The organism is Chryseobacterium takakiae (assembly GCF_900129385.1).
GTDB classification, from domain to species: domain Bacteria; phylum Bacteroidota; class Bacteroidia; order Flavobacteriales; family Weeksellaceae; genus Chryseobacterium; species Chryseobacterium takakiae.
The window spans coordinates 38,738-56,260 of record NZ_FQVO01000016.1; the positions used below are offsets into that span (position 1 = coordinate 38,738).

Below are 17,523 nucleotides of genomic sequence, written 5' to 3' on the forward strand. Positions count from 1 at the left end.
AATTATGAATGATTTTCTAAGATATTACCTGCCCATTTTCTATGCTCTTGTATTGCTTTTTGCATTTGTAATACCCTCATACCGTACATACAAAAGCACGGGTATTAACCCAATTACTTTTGGAAAAGAACCCAATGCACATAACTATATTAGCAATGTGATGAAAGTATTGTTAGCCGCATTGTTTGTTGTAATACTAATGTACAGCTTTGGGAATATTTATCAATTTACTATCCCTATACCTTATTTACAAAATCTAAATATTCATTTTGTCGGACTAATTCTAATCCACATTTCTTTAATATGGATAATCATTGCGCAAGTGCAAATGAGCAATAGTTGGCGCATTGGTATTGATGAGCAAAACAAAACGGATTTAGTAACCAAAGGGCTGTTTTCTATTAGCAGAAATCCTATTTTTTTGGGAATGATTATTTGTGTGGCAGGATTATTTCTTGTCATTCCCAATGCCGTTTCCTTTTGCATTTTGCTTACTACCTATATTGTTATACACATACAAATAAGGTTAGAAGAAGAATTTCTGAAAAAGCAACACGGTGAGCAATACAAATCCTATCAATCTAAAACAAGAAGATTATTATGAGTACAGAACATAAACATATCTACGATGCCCACGGCAAGCAAATTTGCTGTTCGCCGCAGGAAGCAAAAATAAATGAAAAAGCCGATGAAAAATTGGTGCAGCAGGAAGGTGCCAAAGCCTTACCCGTTATTGAAGAAAAAACAAGAGAGCGCCACTTCAAAGGCGATGGTCATTTTCACGGTACAAGGTTCAAAGAAGAATTAGACCACGACCACAGCAACGAACATTCAGACGATGATGGACACGACCATAGCCACGATGAAAATAAGTCCACCCTTCAAATGTTCTTGCCTGCAATCATTTCATTCGTGCTATTGATGATTGCTATTGCTTTTGATAATTGGCTACCGCAATCCTGGTTTACAGGTTGGGTAAGAATTATTTGGTATGCAATAGCCTATTTACCTGTTGGATTTCCTGTAATTAAAGAAGCATTTGAGAGCATCCGCAAAAGCGATGTATTTTCAGAGTTTTTATTGATGAGCATTGCCACTATCGGAGCTTTCGCCATTGGCGAATATCCCGAAGGTGTTGCCGTTATGCTGTTTTACGCCGTTGGCGAAGTGTTCCAAACATTAGCCGTAACAAGAGCCAAAGCCAACATTAAAACCCTGCTCGACCAAAGACCCGATGAAGTAACGATTTTAGAAAATAACCAACCTAAAACTGTAAAAGCAGCAACTGTAAGCATCGGCAATATCATTCAATTAAAACCCGGAGAGAAATTAGGATTAGATGGCGAATTATTATCCGAAACGGCAGCATTCAACACCGCAGCATTAACTGGCGAAAGCAAACCCGACACCAAAACCAAAGGCGAAACTGTTTTAGCAGGAATGATAAATTTAAACACAGTTGCACAGGTAAAAGTAACCACGGCATATACCGATAGCAAGCTTTCAAAGATTTTGGAATTGGTTCAGAATGCTACTGCACAAAAAGCACCAACAGAGTTATTCATCAGAAAATTCGCAAAAATCTATACACCAATTGTTGTGTTATTAGCAGTGCTTATTACTGTTGTTCCTTACTTTTTTGTTGATAATTATTTGTTCAGTCAATGGTTATACAGAGCATTAGTGTTTTTGGTTATTTCTTGTCCGTGTGCTTTGGTTATCAGTATTCCTTTAGGGTATTTTGGTGGAATTGGTGCCGCTTCAAAAAATGGGATTTTATTCAAAGGAAGTAACTTTTTAGATGTGATTGCAGGTATTCAGAATGTTGTGATGGATAAAACCGGAACAATGACCGAAGGCGTTTTCAAAGTACAGGAAGTTAATTTGAAACCTGAATTAAATAAAGACGAAATTCTGAAATTGGTAAATGCCTTAGAAAGTCAAAGTACACATCCTGTTGCCACAGCCATTCATCAATATGTAGGAGAAATTGACAATTCCCTAAAATTAGAAAACACAGAAGAAATAGCAGGTCACGGTTTAAAAGCCAACGTAAACGGAAAAGAATTATTGGTAGGTAATTTCAAATTGATGGACAAGTTCAATATCAGTTATGATTTAGACCCAAGTACGATTGTTTACACTTTAATCGCCATTGCTTACGATGGAAAATTTGCAGGCTACATTACCATTGCCGACAGTATTAAAGAAGATGCACAGATTACAATTGACAAACTAAAAGAATTAGGCGTAAAAACTACAATGTTGAGCGGAGATAAAAGCACCGTGGTAAAATTTGTTGCCGATAAATTAGGAATTAATAATGCCTTTGGCGATTTATTGCCGGAAGACAAAGTAAATAAAGTAAAAGAAATCAAAGCCAAAAACGAAACCGTAGCATTTGTTGGCGATGGCGTGAATGATGCGCCTGTAGTAGCTTTGAGCGATGTAGGAATTGCAATGGGTGGTTTAGGAAGCGATGCCACTATTGAAACTGCAGATGTTGTAATTCAGGATGATAAACCAAGTAAAATCCCAATGGCAATCAATATCGGAAAGCAAACCAAGAAAATAGTTTGGCAGAATATCATTTTAGCATTTGGTGTAAAAGCTGTCGTTCTCGTTTTAGGAGCAGGTGGTTTAGCCACAATGTGGGAAGCTGTTTTTGCAGATGTAGGTGTAGCATTATTGGCAATTTTGAATGCTGTAAGAATACAGAGGATGAAATTTTAGAATTAAGCTTATTCTAATAATGAATAAAACTAACAATGCATAGGAAAGGCAAAAGTTATCAAAAAGTACCTCCGTACAAAAGATACAAAGCTTCTAAACCCTCAAATGGTAATTTGTTGAAGTCGAAAAAACCTTCGCTCTTTATGATACTTTTTGGGATATTTTTAGCTGTGTGCCTTATTGCTTTGATATACATAAAAATTAGACACTATTATATCTATCACTATCACTAAAAGTGGAATTATAAGTTATCAAGCAAAAACCAAAGTTTCAAAAGAGAAGCCTGAAAATGTAAATTCTTTTCAAATATTACAGTATTTAGGCTTCTCAATTATTTTTTTTAATAGATTTAAGATAAGGAATGGACAAATTCTACAAAGAAACACTCTCTAAACTGGAATTAGAAATTAGCGAATTGGAGGTTGAAGTCGATTGCTCCTTACAACGTATTGAAGCTGCCATACACCTTATTCTCGAATGCCTTTCGGAATTAAAGGAATACGTTTTGAAAAAAGGATTTAAGAATACTAATGAAGAAATCCGCTTTTTCAAATATCAGAAACCTGTTATTGTTTCAAAGCTCATCTACTACAACGCCATTTATAAAATAGAAACGAGAAGACCGTATGGGAATAAGCGCATCAGGAAATATTTTATCAAAGAACTGAAAAAGCTAAAAAGGTTCTTTGATAACAACCTTGATTTTTATAAGTATTACCGAAGCACTAATTCTTTTGTGGATGAAAAAATATTTGTACGGGGAAAACACGATATAAGGCTATGGTTAGATACCTTTTATTTTGAGGCAGACCATACTTTTTCTACTTCGCACGATTATAAGGTTGCCAAGATAATTGCCAATGATCTGATACAGGTTTATTTGGAAGACAAGTTGAATAACCTTAATCTAAAAAAGACTTCAGAAAATTCGTTGAAATGGACGGCAAGCAAAACAGCACTGACGGAACTTATTTATGCACTATATTCCCAAAGTGTATTTAACAATGGGAATACAGACATAAAATTGATTGCTAAAGCATTTGAAGATGCCTTTAATATTGAATTAGGTGATTTCTATCACACGTTTATGGAACTGAAAGCCCGCAAAATAAACCGAACGAAATTCCTTGACAATCTATGTGAAGCACTGATAAAGAAAATGGACGAACAAGATGAAAAACAGTAAGTATATATGTACACAGGCTTTATTCCTCTTGGCAAGAAGTCAGAGTAATTAAACTTAAATCGTAAATTTGTTTATTGCTTTTATATTAAATACAATGCAGGCAGTGAATAAATATGAACACACTCTTTATAAAAAATATGGTTTGCAACCGCTGCATTATGGTGGTACAAAACGAATTGGAAAAACTGGGATTAGATGCTAAAAATATAAAACTGGGCGAAGTTATTCTTTCCAAAGAAATAACATCTCTGGAAAAAGAGAATTTGTCCAAAACTTTAGAGCCATTAGGATTTGAAGTAATTGACGATAAAAAAGGCAGGATAATAGAAAAGATAAAGAACATTATCATTGACCTGGTACACCATCAGGATAGTGATGTAAAAACCAACCTTTCCGATGTATTGAGTGACAAATTGCATCACGATTACAATTACCTGTCCAATCTGTTTTCAGAGGTAGAGGGTACAACCATTGAAAAATACTTTATCGCCCAAAAGGTGGAGAAAGTCAAAGAATTGTTGGTGTATGATGAGTTGTCATTAAGTGAGATTGCGAACCGCCTAAATTATTCGAGCGTGGCATATTTGAGTAACCAGTTTAAAAAAGTTACCGGGCTAACACCAAGCCATTTCAAACAGATTAAAGAGGATAAAAGAAAACCGTTGGATAAAGTGTAAGTAAATCTTACAAATCAAATCCAAAATTTCACAACAGTACCCATAAATATAATAGCCAATTTTGTATTGTAAATTAAAGCAGGCAAATATGGCGACAAACAGAGAAAATATATACATTCCATTGGAGGATGTAGAAAGCGAACACTGTGCATTAATCGTTGAAAAGGGATTGGCACAGGTAAAAGGCGTAGAAACCCATAAAGTAGAGCTGAACAACCGAAGGGCAGCGATTACTGTAGTTAGCAATGAAACCGTAGGCGAGGCTGTTAAGGCAATTAAAGATTTAGGTTACGGAGTTCCTACGGTTAAAAGTGCTTTTCCGGTATTGGGCATGACCTGTGCATCCTGTGCGGGCAGTGCCGAAAGCATTGTGAAATACCAACCGGGAGTAGTTAATGCTTCCGTGAACTTTGCAACGGGCAATCTTACCGTGGAATATCTGCCCAATATGACCGATGCCTCCACCCTGCAAAAAGCGGTTCAGGGAGTAGGTTACGACCTATTGATTGAAGACGAAACCAAGCAGCAGGAAACGCTCGAAGCCATCCACGAAAAGAAATTCCGAACCTTGAAAAACAAGACCATTTGGGCAATTATCCTTTCCCTGCCCGTGGTAATCATAGGAATGTTCTTTATGGATATGCCCTATGCAGACCCGATAATGTGGCTCTTTTCCACGCCCGTTGTAATATGGTTGGGCAGGGATTTTTTTGTAAACGCTTGGAAGCAGGCAAAGCACCGTTCCGCCAATATGGATACGCTGGTGGCATTGAGTACAGGTATTGCGTACCTGTTCAGTGTTTTCAATATGCTGTTTGCCGACTTTTGGCATCAACGGGGACTGCATGCTCACGTATATTTTGAAGCGGCTGCCGTTATTATCGCATTCATCCTCTTGGGAAAACTGCTGGAAGAAAGAGCCAAAGGCAACACCTCTTCAGCCATTAAGAAGCTGATGGGCTTGCAGCCAAAAACGGTCATCGTGGTACAGGCGGACGGAACGGAAAAGCAGACCGCTATCGAAGACGTAAGCGCAGGCGATGTGATACTCGTAAAGCCCGGTGAAAAGATTGCGGTAGACGGCATGGTCATATCGGGCAATTCGTATGTGGACGAAAGCATGTTAAGCGGTGAGCCTGTACCTGTATTGAAAAAAGAAAAAGAAAAAGTATTTGCAGGAACGATTAACCAAAAAGGCAGCTTCCGGTTCAGGGCGGTAAAAGTGGGCAAAGAAACCATGCTTGCCCACATCATCAAAAGGGTGCAGGATGCACAGGGAAGCAAAGCACCCGTACAGAAACTGGTCGATAGGATTGCGGGCATCTTTGTTCCCACAGTGATAGGTATTGCCATCCTGACATTTACGCTATGGTTGATTTTGGGAGGCGAAAACGGGGTTGTTCAAGGTCTGTTGGCAGCCGTTACGGTATTGGTCATTGCCTGCCCCTGTGCTTTAGGCTTAGCGACACCCACCGCTATTATGGTAGGCGTTGGTAAAGGTGCTGAAAATGGCATTTTGATAAAGGATGCCGAAAGTTTGGAACTGGCCAAAAAAGTAAATGCCATCGTTTTGGACAAAACCGGAACCATCACCGAGGGAAGACCACAGGTAACGGGCATTAAATGGCTGAACAATGAGGACACTGCAAAAGAAATCCTTTTGAGCATCGAAAAGCAATCCGAGCATCCATTGGCAGAAGCCGTAGTGAAGCATCTTGGCGATGTAGCGACCACCTCTTTATCCATGTTCGACAGCATTACGGGCAAAGGCGCAAAAGCAGACCATGACAACGAAACCTATTATGTAGGCAACAAAAAGCTATTGGCAGAAAACAACATTGCCATTGCCGGAGAATTACAAGACCAGGCCGAAGAATGGGGCAAACAGTCTAAAACCGTTATCTGGTTTGCAAACAGCAAAAAGGCTCTTGCTGTAATCGCTATCGCCGATAAGATTAAGGAAACATCGGTGCAGGCTATCCGGGAAATGCAGGAAATGGGCATTGACCTGTATATGCTGACCGGAGATAATGAAGCTACCGCTAAAGCCATTGCGGAGCAGACAGGCATCAAGCATTACAAAGCCGAAGTTTTGCCACAGCACAAAGCCGACTTTGTGAAAGAACTGCAAAGTAAAGGAAAGGTAGTGGCAATGGTGGGCGATGGTATCAACGACAGCACCGCATTGGCAACAGCCGATGTAAGTATCGCAATGGGCAAAGGCAGCGACATCGCAATGGACGTAGCCAAGATGACCATCATTTCGTCCGACCTGACCAAGATACCGCAGGCAATACGCTTGTCCAAACAGACCGTAGCCACCATCAAGCAAAACCTGTTCTGGGCGTTTATCTACAACGTAATCGGCATTCCGGTAGCGGCAGGCATCCTTTACCCTGTTAACGGCTTCCTGCTCAACCCGATGATTGCGGGTGCGGCAATGGCATTGAGCAGCGTGAGCGTGGTCAGTAACAGCCTGCGGTTGAAGTGGAAGAAATAAAACAGTAAATCTCACAAATCAAACAAGAAATTACACAACAATAACTAACTGAATAGTACGGAAATTTGCATTATCAGATAACTCTAAAATTTGTAAACAATGGAAAATAAACAATTTCAATTCAAGACGAACATCAATTGCGGCGGTTGTATCGCATCTGTAAAGCCGCACTTGGACAAGGCAGAGGGCATCTGCCATTGGGAAGTGGACACGGCCAACAAGGACAAGGTACTTACCGTGAAGTCCGAGGGCATTACCGAGCAGGAAGTAATATCGACCGTGCAAAAGGCAGGCTTCAAAATAGAACCTTTGGATGCCTAAGCCAGCAACTTTTTGAAATGCCCTTTTTCCGACCGAATTTCCATGAGGTTGGGTTGATGAAAAAGGGCATTTTATCAATTCTGAAAAAAGGCGATAGGTTATTGCGTATATGGCATTATTTTTCCATATAGCAAAAAAAACGTAAAACTATATAAAAAACCAATCTAATTTGTAACTTTGTTGCGTTGAAAAATTATAGAATACATATAGGCATTTTGACATTGTTCTGTTTGGTTTTCTTTATGATGCCAAGTCAGAGCTATGCCTGTTCCAAAAATTCAACAAAGACCGAGCAGTCTTCCTGCTCAAAGGAGAAATCCAAAAAATCAGAACATAAAAAAGGTTGCAAGAGCAAATCCTGTAAAAAATGCAAAAGTGACAAATGCGGGGGCGGTTGTTCACACAGCTCTTGCAGGTGCGGTGCTTCAACCACTTCCCTAAATGTCCCAACCATAATCGAATTAAAGGCAAAAAATCACTTAGCAGCGGCTAAAAAGCACAAATTCGGTTTTAAAGAAGCCTACTATTCTTCGGGCTTTTTCTCCATTTGGCTACCGCCTAAAATAAGCTAAAACTATGGCCTGATAGCCATAGGTGTGTCCTGTCAGAAGCTGTTCCGGCTTTTGCAAATCCCCTATTTGTATCATTTATTCAAAATTTAAAACAGAAATGGGTTTATCAATCCCCCGTTTCTCAAAATGTAATTATTATGAAATCATTATCAAAAATAGTGATGGTAATCGCCGTATTACTATCATCAATAAACGGCTTCGCACAAATCAAGAATGCGAAAACAGAAACCGTAAAGATTTACGGCAATTGTGGTATATGCAAAACCACCATCGAAAAAGCAGGTAACGTAAAAAAGGTAGCCAGTGTTGACTGGAACAAAGATACCAAGATGGCTACGCTCACCTATGACGGCGACAAAACAAATCAGGATGAAATCCTGAAACGTATCGCTTTGGCTGGTTATGACAGTGAGAAGTTCCGTGCGCCGGATGACGTATATGCTAAACTGGCTGGTTGCTGCCAGTATGATAGACCAGTGAAGACGGTTGCCAAAAACAAGGAGGCGGGAATGGACATGAATGCCGGACATGGCAATCACGACCATAGCCAAATGGCAGCTAACAAAGATGCAGCCCAAAACCAATCACAGCTAAAGGCTGTATTTGACAACTACTTTTCAGTGAAAGATGCTTTGATAAAAACCGATGCGGCGACCGCATCTGCCAAAGCCGCTGAATTGGCTGCATCCCTTAAAGCAGTCGATATGAATAAGCTATCGGCAGAGGAACATACGGCTTGGATGAAAGTGATGCAGGACTTGACGGCCAATGCGGAAAGCATTTCAAAATCAAAAGATGTTGCAAAACAAAGAAGTGCTTTTGCGGCACTTTCGGGAAGCATCTACACACTGGCCAAAGTGTCTAAACAGGATACTCCCGTTTATTACCAGCACTGCCCTATGTACAACGGAGGTAAGGGAGCCAATTGGCTAAGTAAAGAGAATGCTGTTAAAAACCCATATTACGGCTCACAGATGCTTACCTGCGGCAGTACGGTCGAAACCATTAAATAACAGGTCTGAAAGCTATGGTACAGTACAATGACATGGTGCAGGCGCTTAAAGACCTAAGACAGCGTGGATACAGTATGGACTTTAGTCTGTTGCCGGACTGCCTGTTCTGTGCGTCAAGGAGCCTGAAACTAAAACCGGAGGATTTTACGGTTACGGAAACCCATAGGTTTGAAAGCCTCGACAGCAGTCCTGATAACAATGCCGTGATTTATGCCATATCGTCCAATGATGGTAAGAATAAAGGCGTACTTGTTGATGCCTATGGTGCTTATGCCGAAGAAATGACCCATGAGATGGCAAAAAAATTAAGTGCAACATAACTTTTAAAACCCCTTGTTATGAAGAACAGGACAAATTGGTATGTCATTACGGGAGGCCCATCAACAGGTAAAACTACGGTTGTGAACCTCTTGGCTGAAAAAGGATATAATACAGCCATAGAACATGCCCGGCATTACATAGAAACGATGAGCATCGGCGGAAAGACCGTAGCGGAAATCAGGGAAAATAAGCTGGAATTTCAACAAGGCGTACTGAAAATGCAGATTGAACAGGAAGCAAAGCTCGACCCGGAGGAAGCGGTATTTTTGGATAGGGCTATACCCGATGCCCTTGCCTACTATCGTTTTTTAGGGCTTGAACCGGATGCCCTGCTGAATGCTGCTTTAGCGCATGTTGATTATAAGAAAGTATTTATACTTGACAGGCTCCCGCTTGTAAAGGATTATGCGAGAACCGAAAATGAAAGTGAACAACGCCATATACATTCTCTTATAATCGAAGTTTATAAATCCCTGTCTTTTCCGATTGTACACGTGCCTGTGCTGCCACCGGAAGAAAGGGTTCAGTTCATTCTTAACAATCTATAATATTTTATGCGATTATGAATAAATACACGTGTCCTATGCACCCACAGGTGCTAAAAGACGAACCGGGCAAATGCCCGCTCTGTGGCATGGCATTGGTTCCCGTTGGCGGTGCGTCAGTTTCTCATGAACACACATCAGAACATGGGCATTCCGGGCATTCTCAACATGGCCATGCTGATGAAAACTTTAATAAACATGAGGGACATCATACAGGCGATTTCCTCACACGTTTTTGGATAAGCCTTGTAATTACAATCCCTATCTTGCTCCTGTCGCACATGATACAGCAATGGTTGGTTTTCTCCCTTGCTTTCAATGGAGATAAATATGTGCTGCTGGCATTGGGTACGGTGATTTATAGCTATGGAGGCTTGCCGTTCCTAAAGGGAATGATTGGCGAGGTGAAAGCCAAAGCCATAGGGATGATGACACTTGTTGCCATCGCCATATCCGTAGCCTATGTCTATTCAGTAGCCGTTGTATTTGGCTTGCAGGGCATGGACTTCTTTTGGGAACTGGCAACCCTCATTGACATCATGCTCTTAGGGCATTGGATGGAAATGCGTTCCCAAATGGCTGCTTCACGGGCATTACAGTCATTGGTGGCTTTGCTGCCCAACGATGTTACCGTGGAACGTGGCGGAGAAGCCGTAAAGATAAAGCTCGAAGACCTGCAAAGCGGTGAAACGGCTATCATAAAACCGGGAGAAAAAATTCCAGCCGATGGATTGGTACTGGAGGGGCTTTCGTATATCAACGAAAGTATGCTTACCGGAGAAAGTGTCCCCGTAAAAAAGGAAAAGGACGGAAAGGTCATCGCAGGCTCTATCAATGGTGATGGTGCGCTGAAAGTTAAGGTAACAGCCGTTGGAAAAGACAGCTACCTGAACAGGGTTATCAATCTTGTGCAGGAAGCGCAGGCTACTAAGTCCAATACACAGAACCTTGCGGACAAAGTTGCCAAATGGCTCACCTTTATTGCCATTGCCGTGGGCATAGGCACATTTGCCTATTGGTATGCAAGCAGTGGAGATATTGCCTTTGCGCTTGAAAGAATGGTGACGGTAATGGTAACGGCCTGCCCGCACGCATTGGGCGTGGCTATCCCGTTGGTAGTCGCCATTTCCACAACGCTTTCGGCGACCAATGGCCTGCTCATCCGCAACCGTACGGCATTTGAAACCACCCGAAAACTTTCCACCGTCATTTTTGATAAGACCGGAACGCTCACCAAAGGTTCCCATGCCGTAGAAAAGGTTATACCGTTAACAGACGAATATAATGCCGATGAGGTTATCCAGTATGCTGCCGCAGTACAGCAAAATTCGGAACACCATATCGCCAAAGGCATTATGGCTACATTGAAAGAAAAGAGCCTTGCCTTATGGAAGTCTGAAAACTTCAGCTATATGCAGGGCATAGGTGTTAAAGGTGTTGTGAACGGGAAAAATGTCGTAGCTGGCGGCCCGAATTATTTCACCGAAAACCACCTTTCCCTGCCGGAAATACCAAGCGAAATCAATCAGGAAGCCGAAACGGTCAACTTTGTCCTCATTGATGACCGGGTAATCGGCATCATTACTTTGGCAGACAGCATCCGTGAGGGGTCGGCACAGGCGATTGAGGAACTCAAAAAAATGGGCATCAAGTCCTTTCTGCTCACCGGGGACAACGACAGGATTGCTGCTGCCGTAGCCGGAAAATTGGGTATGGACGGGTATTTGGCTAATGTGCTTCCGCACAACAAGCAGGAGAAAGTAAAGGAGTTTCAGGCAAAAGGCGAAATCGTAGCAATGACTGGTGATGGTGTAAATGATGCACCTGCACTGGCACAGGCAGATGTGGGCATTGCCGTGGGTTCCGGTACGGACGTGGCTGCCGAAACAGCGGATATCATATTGGTAGACAGCGACCCGAGGGATGTGGTCAAACTGATTGACTTCGGCAAACTTACCTACAAAAAGATGGTACAGAACCTGATATGGGCGGTTGGCTACAACGTGGTGGCAATACCGCTTGCGGCAGGCGTACTCTATCCGAATTTTGTTTTAAGTCCCGCTATGGGTGCTGTGCTGATGAGTGTAAGCACCATTGTAGTGGCTATTAACGCAAGTTTTTTAAAAATCAAAAAATAAATAAAAATGAAAAATCTAACATTATCAATCATTGCTGTTATCATGGCATTTGTAACAGTATCATGCAATCAGGCATCCAACAAAAACGAGCAGTCTTCAAGTGATACTGCTGTTGTATCACAAGAACAGTCAGCTTCCCAACCAAAAGAGGATGATACGGTAGCTGCGCCCGTTGTGAGTGAAACTCCGAGCGGTCAGGAAGCAAAAGCAACAGGAAAAGAAGAAGCAAAAAACTTTTCTATTGCGCCCATAGTTACCGATTATCTGTCCTTAAAGAACGCCCTTATTTCGGACGATGACAAAGCTGCCGCCAGTTCAGGGAAAAAGCTGTTAGCTACCCTGAATAAAGTGGACATGAAAGCCGTTCCTGCCGATAAGCACAAAAAGTACATGGACATAGCGGACGATGCTAAAGAACACGCAGAACATATCGGGGAAAATGTCGGCAACATCCACCACCAGCGGGAACATTTGGCCTCGCTTGGCGAAGATTTGAAAGACCTGATTGATTTGTTCGGTACATCGCAAACATTGTATCAGGACCATTGCCCGATGTTCAATGACGGTAAGGGTGCTGTTTGGTTCAGCGAAAACAAGGAAATCAAAAACCCTTACTACGGTTCTAAAATGCTGACCTGCGGTAAGGTGGGAAAAACAATTAACAGCAAATAAAATTCAGGGTTATGGAAAATATGCAAAACAGTCACCATGCGGGTCATTCCTCGGAGCATGGCACGCACAATACAAAACATGCTTCGGCCATGTACAAACGCTTTGCGGTGATGGCTGTAGCCATGTTCGCAGTGATGTATTTTATCATGTACGCCATGATTGACGGGTGGCAGAACCTGATACCCAATATCAACAATTTGTACATGACCCTGCTGATGACTTCGGCAATGCTGCTTATCGAATTAGCGATAATGAAAGTAATGTACCCCAACAGGAAGATGAATTGGGCGATAGCCATCATCTCGGTTGCTGTTGGCATCTTTTCATGGTTTGGTATCAGGGAACAAATCAATGTCGGGGACAAGCAGTTTGCAAAGGGTATGATACCCCATCACGCAGCAGCCATATTGATGTCCGAAAAGGCACACCTGACCGACCCGGAACTGATAGAGCTGCAAAAAAATATACTTAAAACCCAAGCGGAAGAAATTGAACTAATGAAGCGCAAGCTAAAAGAGTTTGAAGAAAGTAAATAATAAAATTTAAAAAAACAAGTTTGGACATGAACAAAATAATAATTGGCTTTATTTCCTTATTAACCCTGCTATTCACCGCTTGCGGTCAGGCGGGGTCAAATAAGGATGAAGCGGAACAGCAGCATTCGCAGGCAACTCCGGAAAGCAACGGACATACTACCCAAATAGGTGAATTGGTTCCATCGGATGAAGTCTGCATGGTCAACGATGCCTATATGGGCAAAAGGCAGTTTGACGTAAAATTTGATGGTAAAACCTATTACGGATGTTGCGAAATGTGTAAGGAACGTATTCCAAAAGATGCGACCGTGCGGATGGCGATAGACCCCTATTCCCATAAGCAGGTAGACAAAGCTAATGCGGTGATTGCTGTGACAGGAAATAACGGTGAAGTTTCTTATTTTGAAAACAAGGAGAATTATGCCAAGTATGTGAAAAAACAGTAGACACAAAAAGATGAAGCCACAATAAAATAATTATGACCATAAAGAAGAAAATCATATTGGGGCTGGCTGTCGTCCTGATTGCCATACAGTTCTTTCAGCCCTTACGGAACCAGGCGGTTGAAGTGCCAGCCACCCATATCGAAAGGGTGTACACCGTACCCCAAAATGTAAAGGCTATCCTTGTTCAGTCCTGTTATGACTGCCATAGCAACAATACCCATTATCCGTGGTACAGCCGTATCCAGCCCGGCGCATGGTACATGGCAGAGCATATAAAAAAGGGGAAAGAGGAACTCAACTTTAGCGAATTTGGCGACTATTCTGTCCGCAGGCAGCGAAACAAGTTCAGGGCTATGGCCGGGCAGGTTAAGGACGGGGAAATGCCGTTGTCATCATACACACTAATTCATCGCAATGCAGTATTGTCACCGGAGGATAAGCAGGTTTTGATAGCGTGGTTTAGCACAATGGAAGACAGCATTAAATAAAATTTTTCAAATCATGAACAGATATAATAAAATACCTATAAGAATTTTGCAAACAGTGCTGATACTGCTTTGCACGCAAACGCTGTTTGCACAGAGAGTGGTGCATTACGAGCTGTATGTAAAAGATACGCTTGTCAACTATGCAGGTAAGCAAAAAAGGGCAATTGCCGTAAACGGGCAAATCCCCATGCCCACCCTTACCTTTACCGAGGGCGACACTGCCGAAATAGTGGTGCACAACCAATTGAAAGAAAGCACATCACTTCACTGGCATGGTGTGTTCCTGCCCAATAAAGAAGACGGTGTGCCCTGGCTTACACAAAAACCCATCGCACCGGGCACAACCTACACCTACCGTTTTCCGATTATCCAGCATGGTACGCACTGGTACCATTCCCACTCAGGATTGCAGGAGCAGATTGGCATGTACGGAAGTTTTATCATGAAGAAAAGAAGCGATGATAAGACATTCAGAAAAGGAATTGACGATTTGCCGACCGTTCCAATTATATTAAGTGAGTGGACAAATCTTAACCCCGATAATATCAACCGTATGCTACACAATGCAAATGATTGGGCGGCCATTAAGAAAGGCGCAACACAATCATATGTTGAAGCTATTAAGGAGGGAAAATTAGGGGTAAAGGTAAAAAACGAGTGGAAGCGGATGCTGGCGATGGATGTCAGTGACGTTTACTATGATAAAATCCTAATAAATGGTAGCCATAGCACCGATTTGAAAACAATTGATGGTAAAAAGCTAAAAGCAGGCGACAAAGTCAGATTGCGTGTTTCCAATGGAGGGGCGTCTTCATATTTCTGGCTACGGTATGCTGGAGGAAAAATTACAGTAGTAGCGAATGATGGGAATGATGTTGAGCCTGTAGAGGTGGACAGGTTAATCATTGCCGTTTCTGAAACTTACGATATTGTAGTGACTATCCCTCAAGATGGTTTGGCTTACGAGTTCTTAGCAACAACCGAAGACAGGACACAATCTGCGAGTTACTTTATAGGTGATGGGGTCAAACAGCTTATTTCTCCACTCCCACGATTGAAGTATTTCGAGGGGATGAAGATGATGAACGATATGATGAAAATGAATGGCGATTTGGACGATATGGGCATGAAGATGAGCCTTAACCAAATGGACATGAATGTAGTGATGTATCCCGAAATTACCGGAGATGCAACAAAAAAAGCAGACCACAGTAAGCATGAGGGTATGGATATGGATAACGACGCTAACCGTTACAACGCTAATGCCTTGGGAGACATCAAAACATTAAATTATGCTATGTTGCAATCACCTTATAACACCTCTCTTCCAAATGATGCGCCTGTAAAAGAGTTGAAATTCACACTTACTGGCAACATGAACCGCTATGTATGGAGCATGGATAATAAAATACTTTCGGAAACTGACAAAATACCTGTAAAAAAAGGAGAAATTCTACGGATTACCATTTATAATAATTCAATGATGCGGCATCCAATGCATCTTCACGGATTTGATTTCAGGGTGATAAACGGAAAAGGCGAAAAATCGCCGCTTAAAAATGTGTTGGATATCATGCCTATGGAAACAGATACCATTGAGTTTTTAGCAAATGAGGAAGGTGATTGGTTCTTTCATTGCCATATATTATATCACATGATGGCGGGAATGAACAGGGTCTTTGAAGTTGGAGACTACAATAACCCCTATCTACCCGACAAGGCAAAAGCCTATAAAGAATTGCAAAGAGAAAGTAATATGCCTCATTTTATGGCACAAAACGATTTTGCAACCAATGGTAATGATGGAGAAGCTATGCTAATGAATGCACGCTACCAATTAGGAACAGAATGGCGTTTAGGCTATAATAGTATGCACGGTTATGAAGTAGAAACCCATTTAGGTAGATACATTGGAAAGATGCAATGGTTCATGCCCTTTGTAGGTTTTGATTACCGCTACCGTAAAATGGGAGAAGATGAACACGAAAAGAACATATTTGGACAAACCAACAAGAAAGACACCCGCAGGGCGTTCAGTTTAGGGTTTATGTATACGTTACCTATGCTGGTCAATTTTCAGGCAGAAGTATATCATGATGGAATTGTGAGATTGCAGTTAATGCGTGAAGATATACCAATTTCAAAAAGACTAAGAGGTGGTTTTATGGTGAATACCGACTTAGAGTATATGGGAGAACTTAGGTATATCATTAATAAGAATATAGGTATACGTACCCACTATGATAGCGATATGGGCTTTGGTGTGGGGCTGGCATTGACTTATTAAAATTAAATAACTAAGGGTTGTAAACTGCATAACCGTAAAAAAATATCGGTAAAAAAAAGGAGGTGATGCAGGTGTAATTCGCAAAGACTAACCTGCATCATACTACAACCCTTTAAAGTATGCAACAAAAATCTATCTATCGTTCCATCATCAATACGGTAGAGGTTGAATTTTTTTAAGCAGTAATTGCATCATAAGCTAATACGAACAGTGTTAGCTTTTCTGTATTAACCAATAATATATTACATCAAAATGAAGCGAATGGATAAATTTTACAATGAAACATATCTTAAATTGGAAACTGCAATCCAGGAACTGGAGATTGAAACCGACTGCCCCATAAAAAGAATTGAAGCCGTTATACACCATATCATACAAAGCCTTGCCGACTTAAAGGACTTTGTACTGATAAATGACTTTAAGAATATGGAAGAAGAAATCCATTTTTTCAAGTATCAGAAACCTGTTATTGTTTCAAAGCTCATCTACTACAATGCCATCTATAAAATCGAAACAAGAAGACCCTACGGGAACAAGCGTACCAAGAAATATTTTACCAAAGAACTGAAAAAGCTAAAAAGGTTCTTTGAAAACAACCTTGATTTTTACAAGTATTACCGCAGCAATAATTCTTTCGTTGACGAAAAATTCTTTGTGCGTGGCAAGCACGATATAAGGCTGTGGTTAGACACATTTTATTTTGAAGTAGACCATCGTTTTTCTACTTCACACGATTATAAGGTTGCCAAGATTATTGCCAATGACCTGATACAAGTTTATTTGGAAGACAGGCTCAATAACATCAATGTGAAAAGGGGTTCGGACAATTCATTGAAATGGACGGCAAGTAAAACGGCACTGACGGAACTCATATATGCACTGTACTCCCACGGTGTATTTAACAATGGGAATACAGACATAAAATTGATAGCTAAAACTTTTGAAGAAGCCTTTAATATTGAGTTAGGCGATTTTTACCACACGTTTATGGAACTGAAAGCCCGTAAGATAAACCGAACCAAATTCCTTGACAGCCTCTGTGAAGCCCTAATAAAAAAAATGGACGAAAAGGACGAAAAGTAACGACT

At 41.3% G+C, this 17,523-nt stretch carries 16 protein-coding genes; all 16 read left to right on the forward strand.

Features of this window, described 5'->3' with window-relative positions; all coding sequences use genetic code 11:
- Nucleotides 1-4: 4 nt before the first annotated feature.
- A complete protein-coding gene (locus tag BUA76_RS16725) occupies nucleotides 5-604 on the forward strand; it encodes a methyltransferase family protein (protein WP_072885935.1) in 600 nt (199 codons plus the stop codon).
- Nucleotides 601-2,733: a heavy metal translocating P-type ATPase gene (locus BUA76_RS16730; RefSeq protein ID WP_072885936.1), complete on the forward strand. Its 2,133-nt coding sequence runs from the start codon at nucleotides 601-603 to the stop codon at nucleotides 2,731-2,733. The genes BUA76_RS16725 and BUA76_RS16730 overlap by 4 nt, the downstream gene beginning before the upstream one ends.
- A gap of 361 nt (nucleotides 2,734-3,094) precedes the next feature.
- The gene (locus BUA76_RS16735) at nucleotides 3,095-3,919 is read left to right on the forward strand and encodes an RteC domain-containing protein (RefSeq protein WP_072885937.1); all 825 of its coding nucleotides are present in this window, start codon (nucleotides 3,095-3,097) and stop codon (nucleotides 3,917-3,919) included.
- A gap of 113 nt (nucleotides 3,920-4,032) precedes the next feature.
- Nucleotides 4,033-4,596, forward strand: a complete 564-nt coding sequence (locus BUA76_RS16740) for a helix-turn-helix domain-containing protein (RefSeq protein WP_072885938.1) — start codon at nucleotides 4,033-4,035, stop codon at nucleotides 4,594-4,596.
- An 88-nt stretch (nucleotides 4,597-4,684) separates the two neighbouring features.
- Complete coding sequence (locus BUA76_RS16745; RefSeq protein ID WP_072885939.1) at nucleotides 4,685-7,096, forward strand: heavy metal translocating P-type ATPase; 2,412 nt, start codon at nucleotides 4,685-4,687, stop codon at nucleotides 7,094-7,096.
- Between the two features lie 99 nt (nucleotides 7,097-7,195).
- The gene (locus tag BUA76_RS16750) at nucleotides 7,196-7,417 is read left to right on the forward strand and encodes a heavy-metal-associated domain-containing protein (RefSeq protein ID WP_002981097.1); all 222 of its coding nucleotides are present in this window, start codon (nucleotides 7,196-7,198) and stop codon (nucleotides 7,415-7,417) included.
- 709 nt (nucleotides 7,418-8,126) lie between these two features.
- Nucleotides 8,127-9,002 (forward strand): DUF3347 domain-containing protein, encoded by an 876-nt coding sequence (locus BUA76_RS16760; protein ID WP_034735069.1) that lies wholly within the window; start codon nucleotides 8,127-8,129, stop codon nucleotides 9,000-9,002.
- Between the two features lie 14 nt (nucleotides 9,003-9,016).
- Nucleotides 9,017-9,322 carry a phosphoribosylpyrophosphate synthetase gene (locus BUA76_RS16765; protein WP_072885940.1) on the forward strand — a complete coding sequence of 102 codons (306 nt, stop codon included), beginning with the start codon at nucleotides 9,017-9,019 and terminating at the stop codon, nucleotides 9,320-9,322.
- 18 nt (nucleotides 9,323-9,340) lie between these two features.
- Nucleotides 9,341-9,871 (forward strand): AAA family ATPase, encoded by a 531-nt coding sequence (locus tag BUA76_RS16770; RefSeq protein WP_072885941.1) that lies wholly within the window; start codon nucleotides 9,341-9,343, stop codon nucleotides 9,869-9,871.
- Between the two features lie 35 nt (nucleotides 9,872-9,906).
- Entirely contained in the window at nucleotides 9,907-12,006 is a 2,100-nt protein-coding gene (locus tag BUA76_RS16775) for a heavy metal translocating P-type ATPase (protein WP_394332946.1), read from the forward strand.
- A 6-nt stretch (nucleotides 12,007-12,012) separates the two neighbouring features.
- Nucleotides 12,013-12,678, forward strand: a complete 666-nt coding sequence (locus BUA76_RS16780; RefSeq protein WP_072885943.1) for a DUF3347 domain-containing protein — start codon at nucleotides 12,013-12,015, stop codon at nucleotides 12,676-12,678.
- 11 nt (nucleotides 12,679-12,689) lie between these two features.
- Nucleotides 12,690-13,214: a DUF305 domain-containing protein gene (locus tag BUA76_RS16785; protein ID WP_002993268.1), complete on the forward strand. Its 525-nt coding sequence runs from the start codon at nucleotides 12,690-12,692 to the stop codon at nucleotides 13,212-13,214.
- 26 nt (nucleotides 13,215-13,240) lie between these two features.
- A complete protein-coding gene (locus BUA76_RS16790; RefSeq protein ID WP_002993270.1) occupies nucleotides 13,241-13,660 on the forward strand; it encodes a hypothetical protein in 420 nt (139 codons plus the stop codon).
- A gap of 122 nt (nucleotides 13,661-13,782) precedes the next feature.
- The gene (locus BUA76_RS16795) at nucleotides 13,783-14,148 is read left to right on the forward strand and encodes a heme-binding domain-containing protein (RefSeq protein ID WP_262484283.1); all 366 of its coding nucleotides are present in this window, start codon (nucleotides 13,783-13,785) and stop codon (nucleotides 14,146-14,148) included.
- A gap of 13 nt (nucleotides 14,149-14,161) precedes the next feature.
- Nucleotides 14,162-16,435, forward strand: a complete 2,274-nt coding sequence (locus BUA76_RS16800) for a multicopper oxidase family protein (protein ID WP_028069432.1) — start codon at nucleotides 14,162-14,164, stop codon at nucleotides 16,433-16,435.
- Nucleotides 16,436-16,696: 261 nt separating this feature from the next.
- Nucleotides 16,697-17,518 (forward strand): RteC domain-containing protein, encoded by an 822-nt coding sequence (locus BUA76_RS16805; RefSeq protein WP_072885945.1) that lies wholly within the window; start codon nucleotides 16,697-16,699, stop codon nucleotides 17,516-17,518.
- Nucleotides 17,519-17,523: the final 5 nt, after the last annotated feature.

Bases quoted from the DNA above. Each gene is read 5' to 3' on its own strand.
- BUA76_RS16800 (WP_028069432.1), top strand. From the start codon at position 14,162: ATGAACAGATATAATAAAATACCTATAAGAATTTTGCAAACAGTGCTG.
- BUA76_RS16780 (WP_072885943.1), top strand. From the start codon at position 12,013: ATGAAAAATCTAACATTATCAATCATTGCTGTTATCATGGCATTTGTA.
- BUA76_RS16735 (WP_072885937.1), top strand. From the start codon at position 3,095: ATGGACAAATTCTACAAAGAAACACTCTCTAAACTGGAATTAGAAATT.
- BUA76_RS16760 (WP_034735069.1), top strand. From the start codon at position 8,127: ATGAAATCATTATCAAAAATAGTGATGGTAATCGCCGTATTACTATCA.
- BUA76_RS16725 (WP_072885935.1), top strand. From the start codon at position 5: ATGAATGATTTTCTAAGATATTACCTGCCCATTTTCTATGCTCTTGTA.
- BUA76_RS16805 (WP_072885945.1), top strand. From the start codon at position 16,697: ATGGATAAATTTTACAATGAAACATATCTTAAATTGGAAACTGCAATC.
- BUA76_RS16745 (WP_072885939.1), top strand. From the start codon at position 4,685: ATGGCGACAAACAGAGAAAATATATACATTCCATTGGAGGATGTAGAA.
- BUA76_RS16740 (WP_072885938.1), top strand. From the start codon at position 4,033: ATGAACACACTCTTTATAAAAAATATGGTTTGCAACCGCTGCATTATG.
- BUA76_RS16750 (WP_002981097.1), top strand. From the start codon at position 7,196: ATGGAAAATAAACAATTTCAATTCAAGACGAACATCAATTGCGGCGGT.
- BUA76_RS16785 (WP_002993268.1), top strand. From the start codon at position 12,690: ATGGAAAATATGCAAAACAGTCACCATGCGGGTCATTCCTCGGAGCAT.
- BUA76_RS16790 (WP_002993270.1), top strand. From the start codon at position 13,241: ATGAACAAAATAATAATTGGCTTTATTTCCTTATTAACCCTGCTATTC.
- BUA76_RS16770 (WP_072885941.1), top strand. From the start codon at position 9,341: ATGAAGAACAGGACAAATTGGTATGTCATTACGGGAGGCCCATCAACA.
- BUA76_RS16775 (WP_394332946.1), top strand. From the start codon at position 9,907: ATGCACCCACAGGTGCTAAAAGACGAACCGGGCAAATGCCCGCTCTGT.
- BUA76_RS16765 (WP_072885940.1), top strand. From the start codon at position 9,017: ATGGTACAGTACAATGACATGGTGCAGGCGCTTAAAGACCTAAGACAG.
- BUA76_RS16730 (WP_072885936.1), top strand. From the start codon at position 601: ATGAGTACAGAACATAAACATATCTACGATGCCCACGGCAAGCAAATT.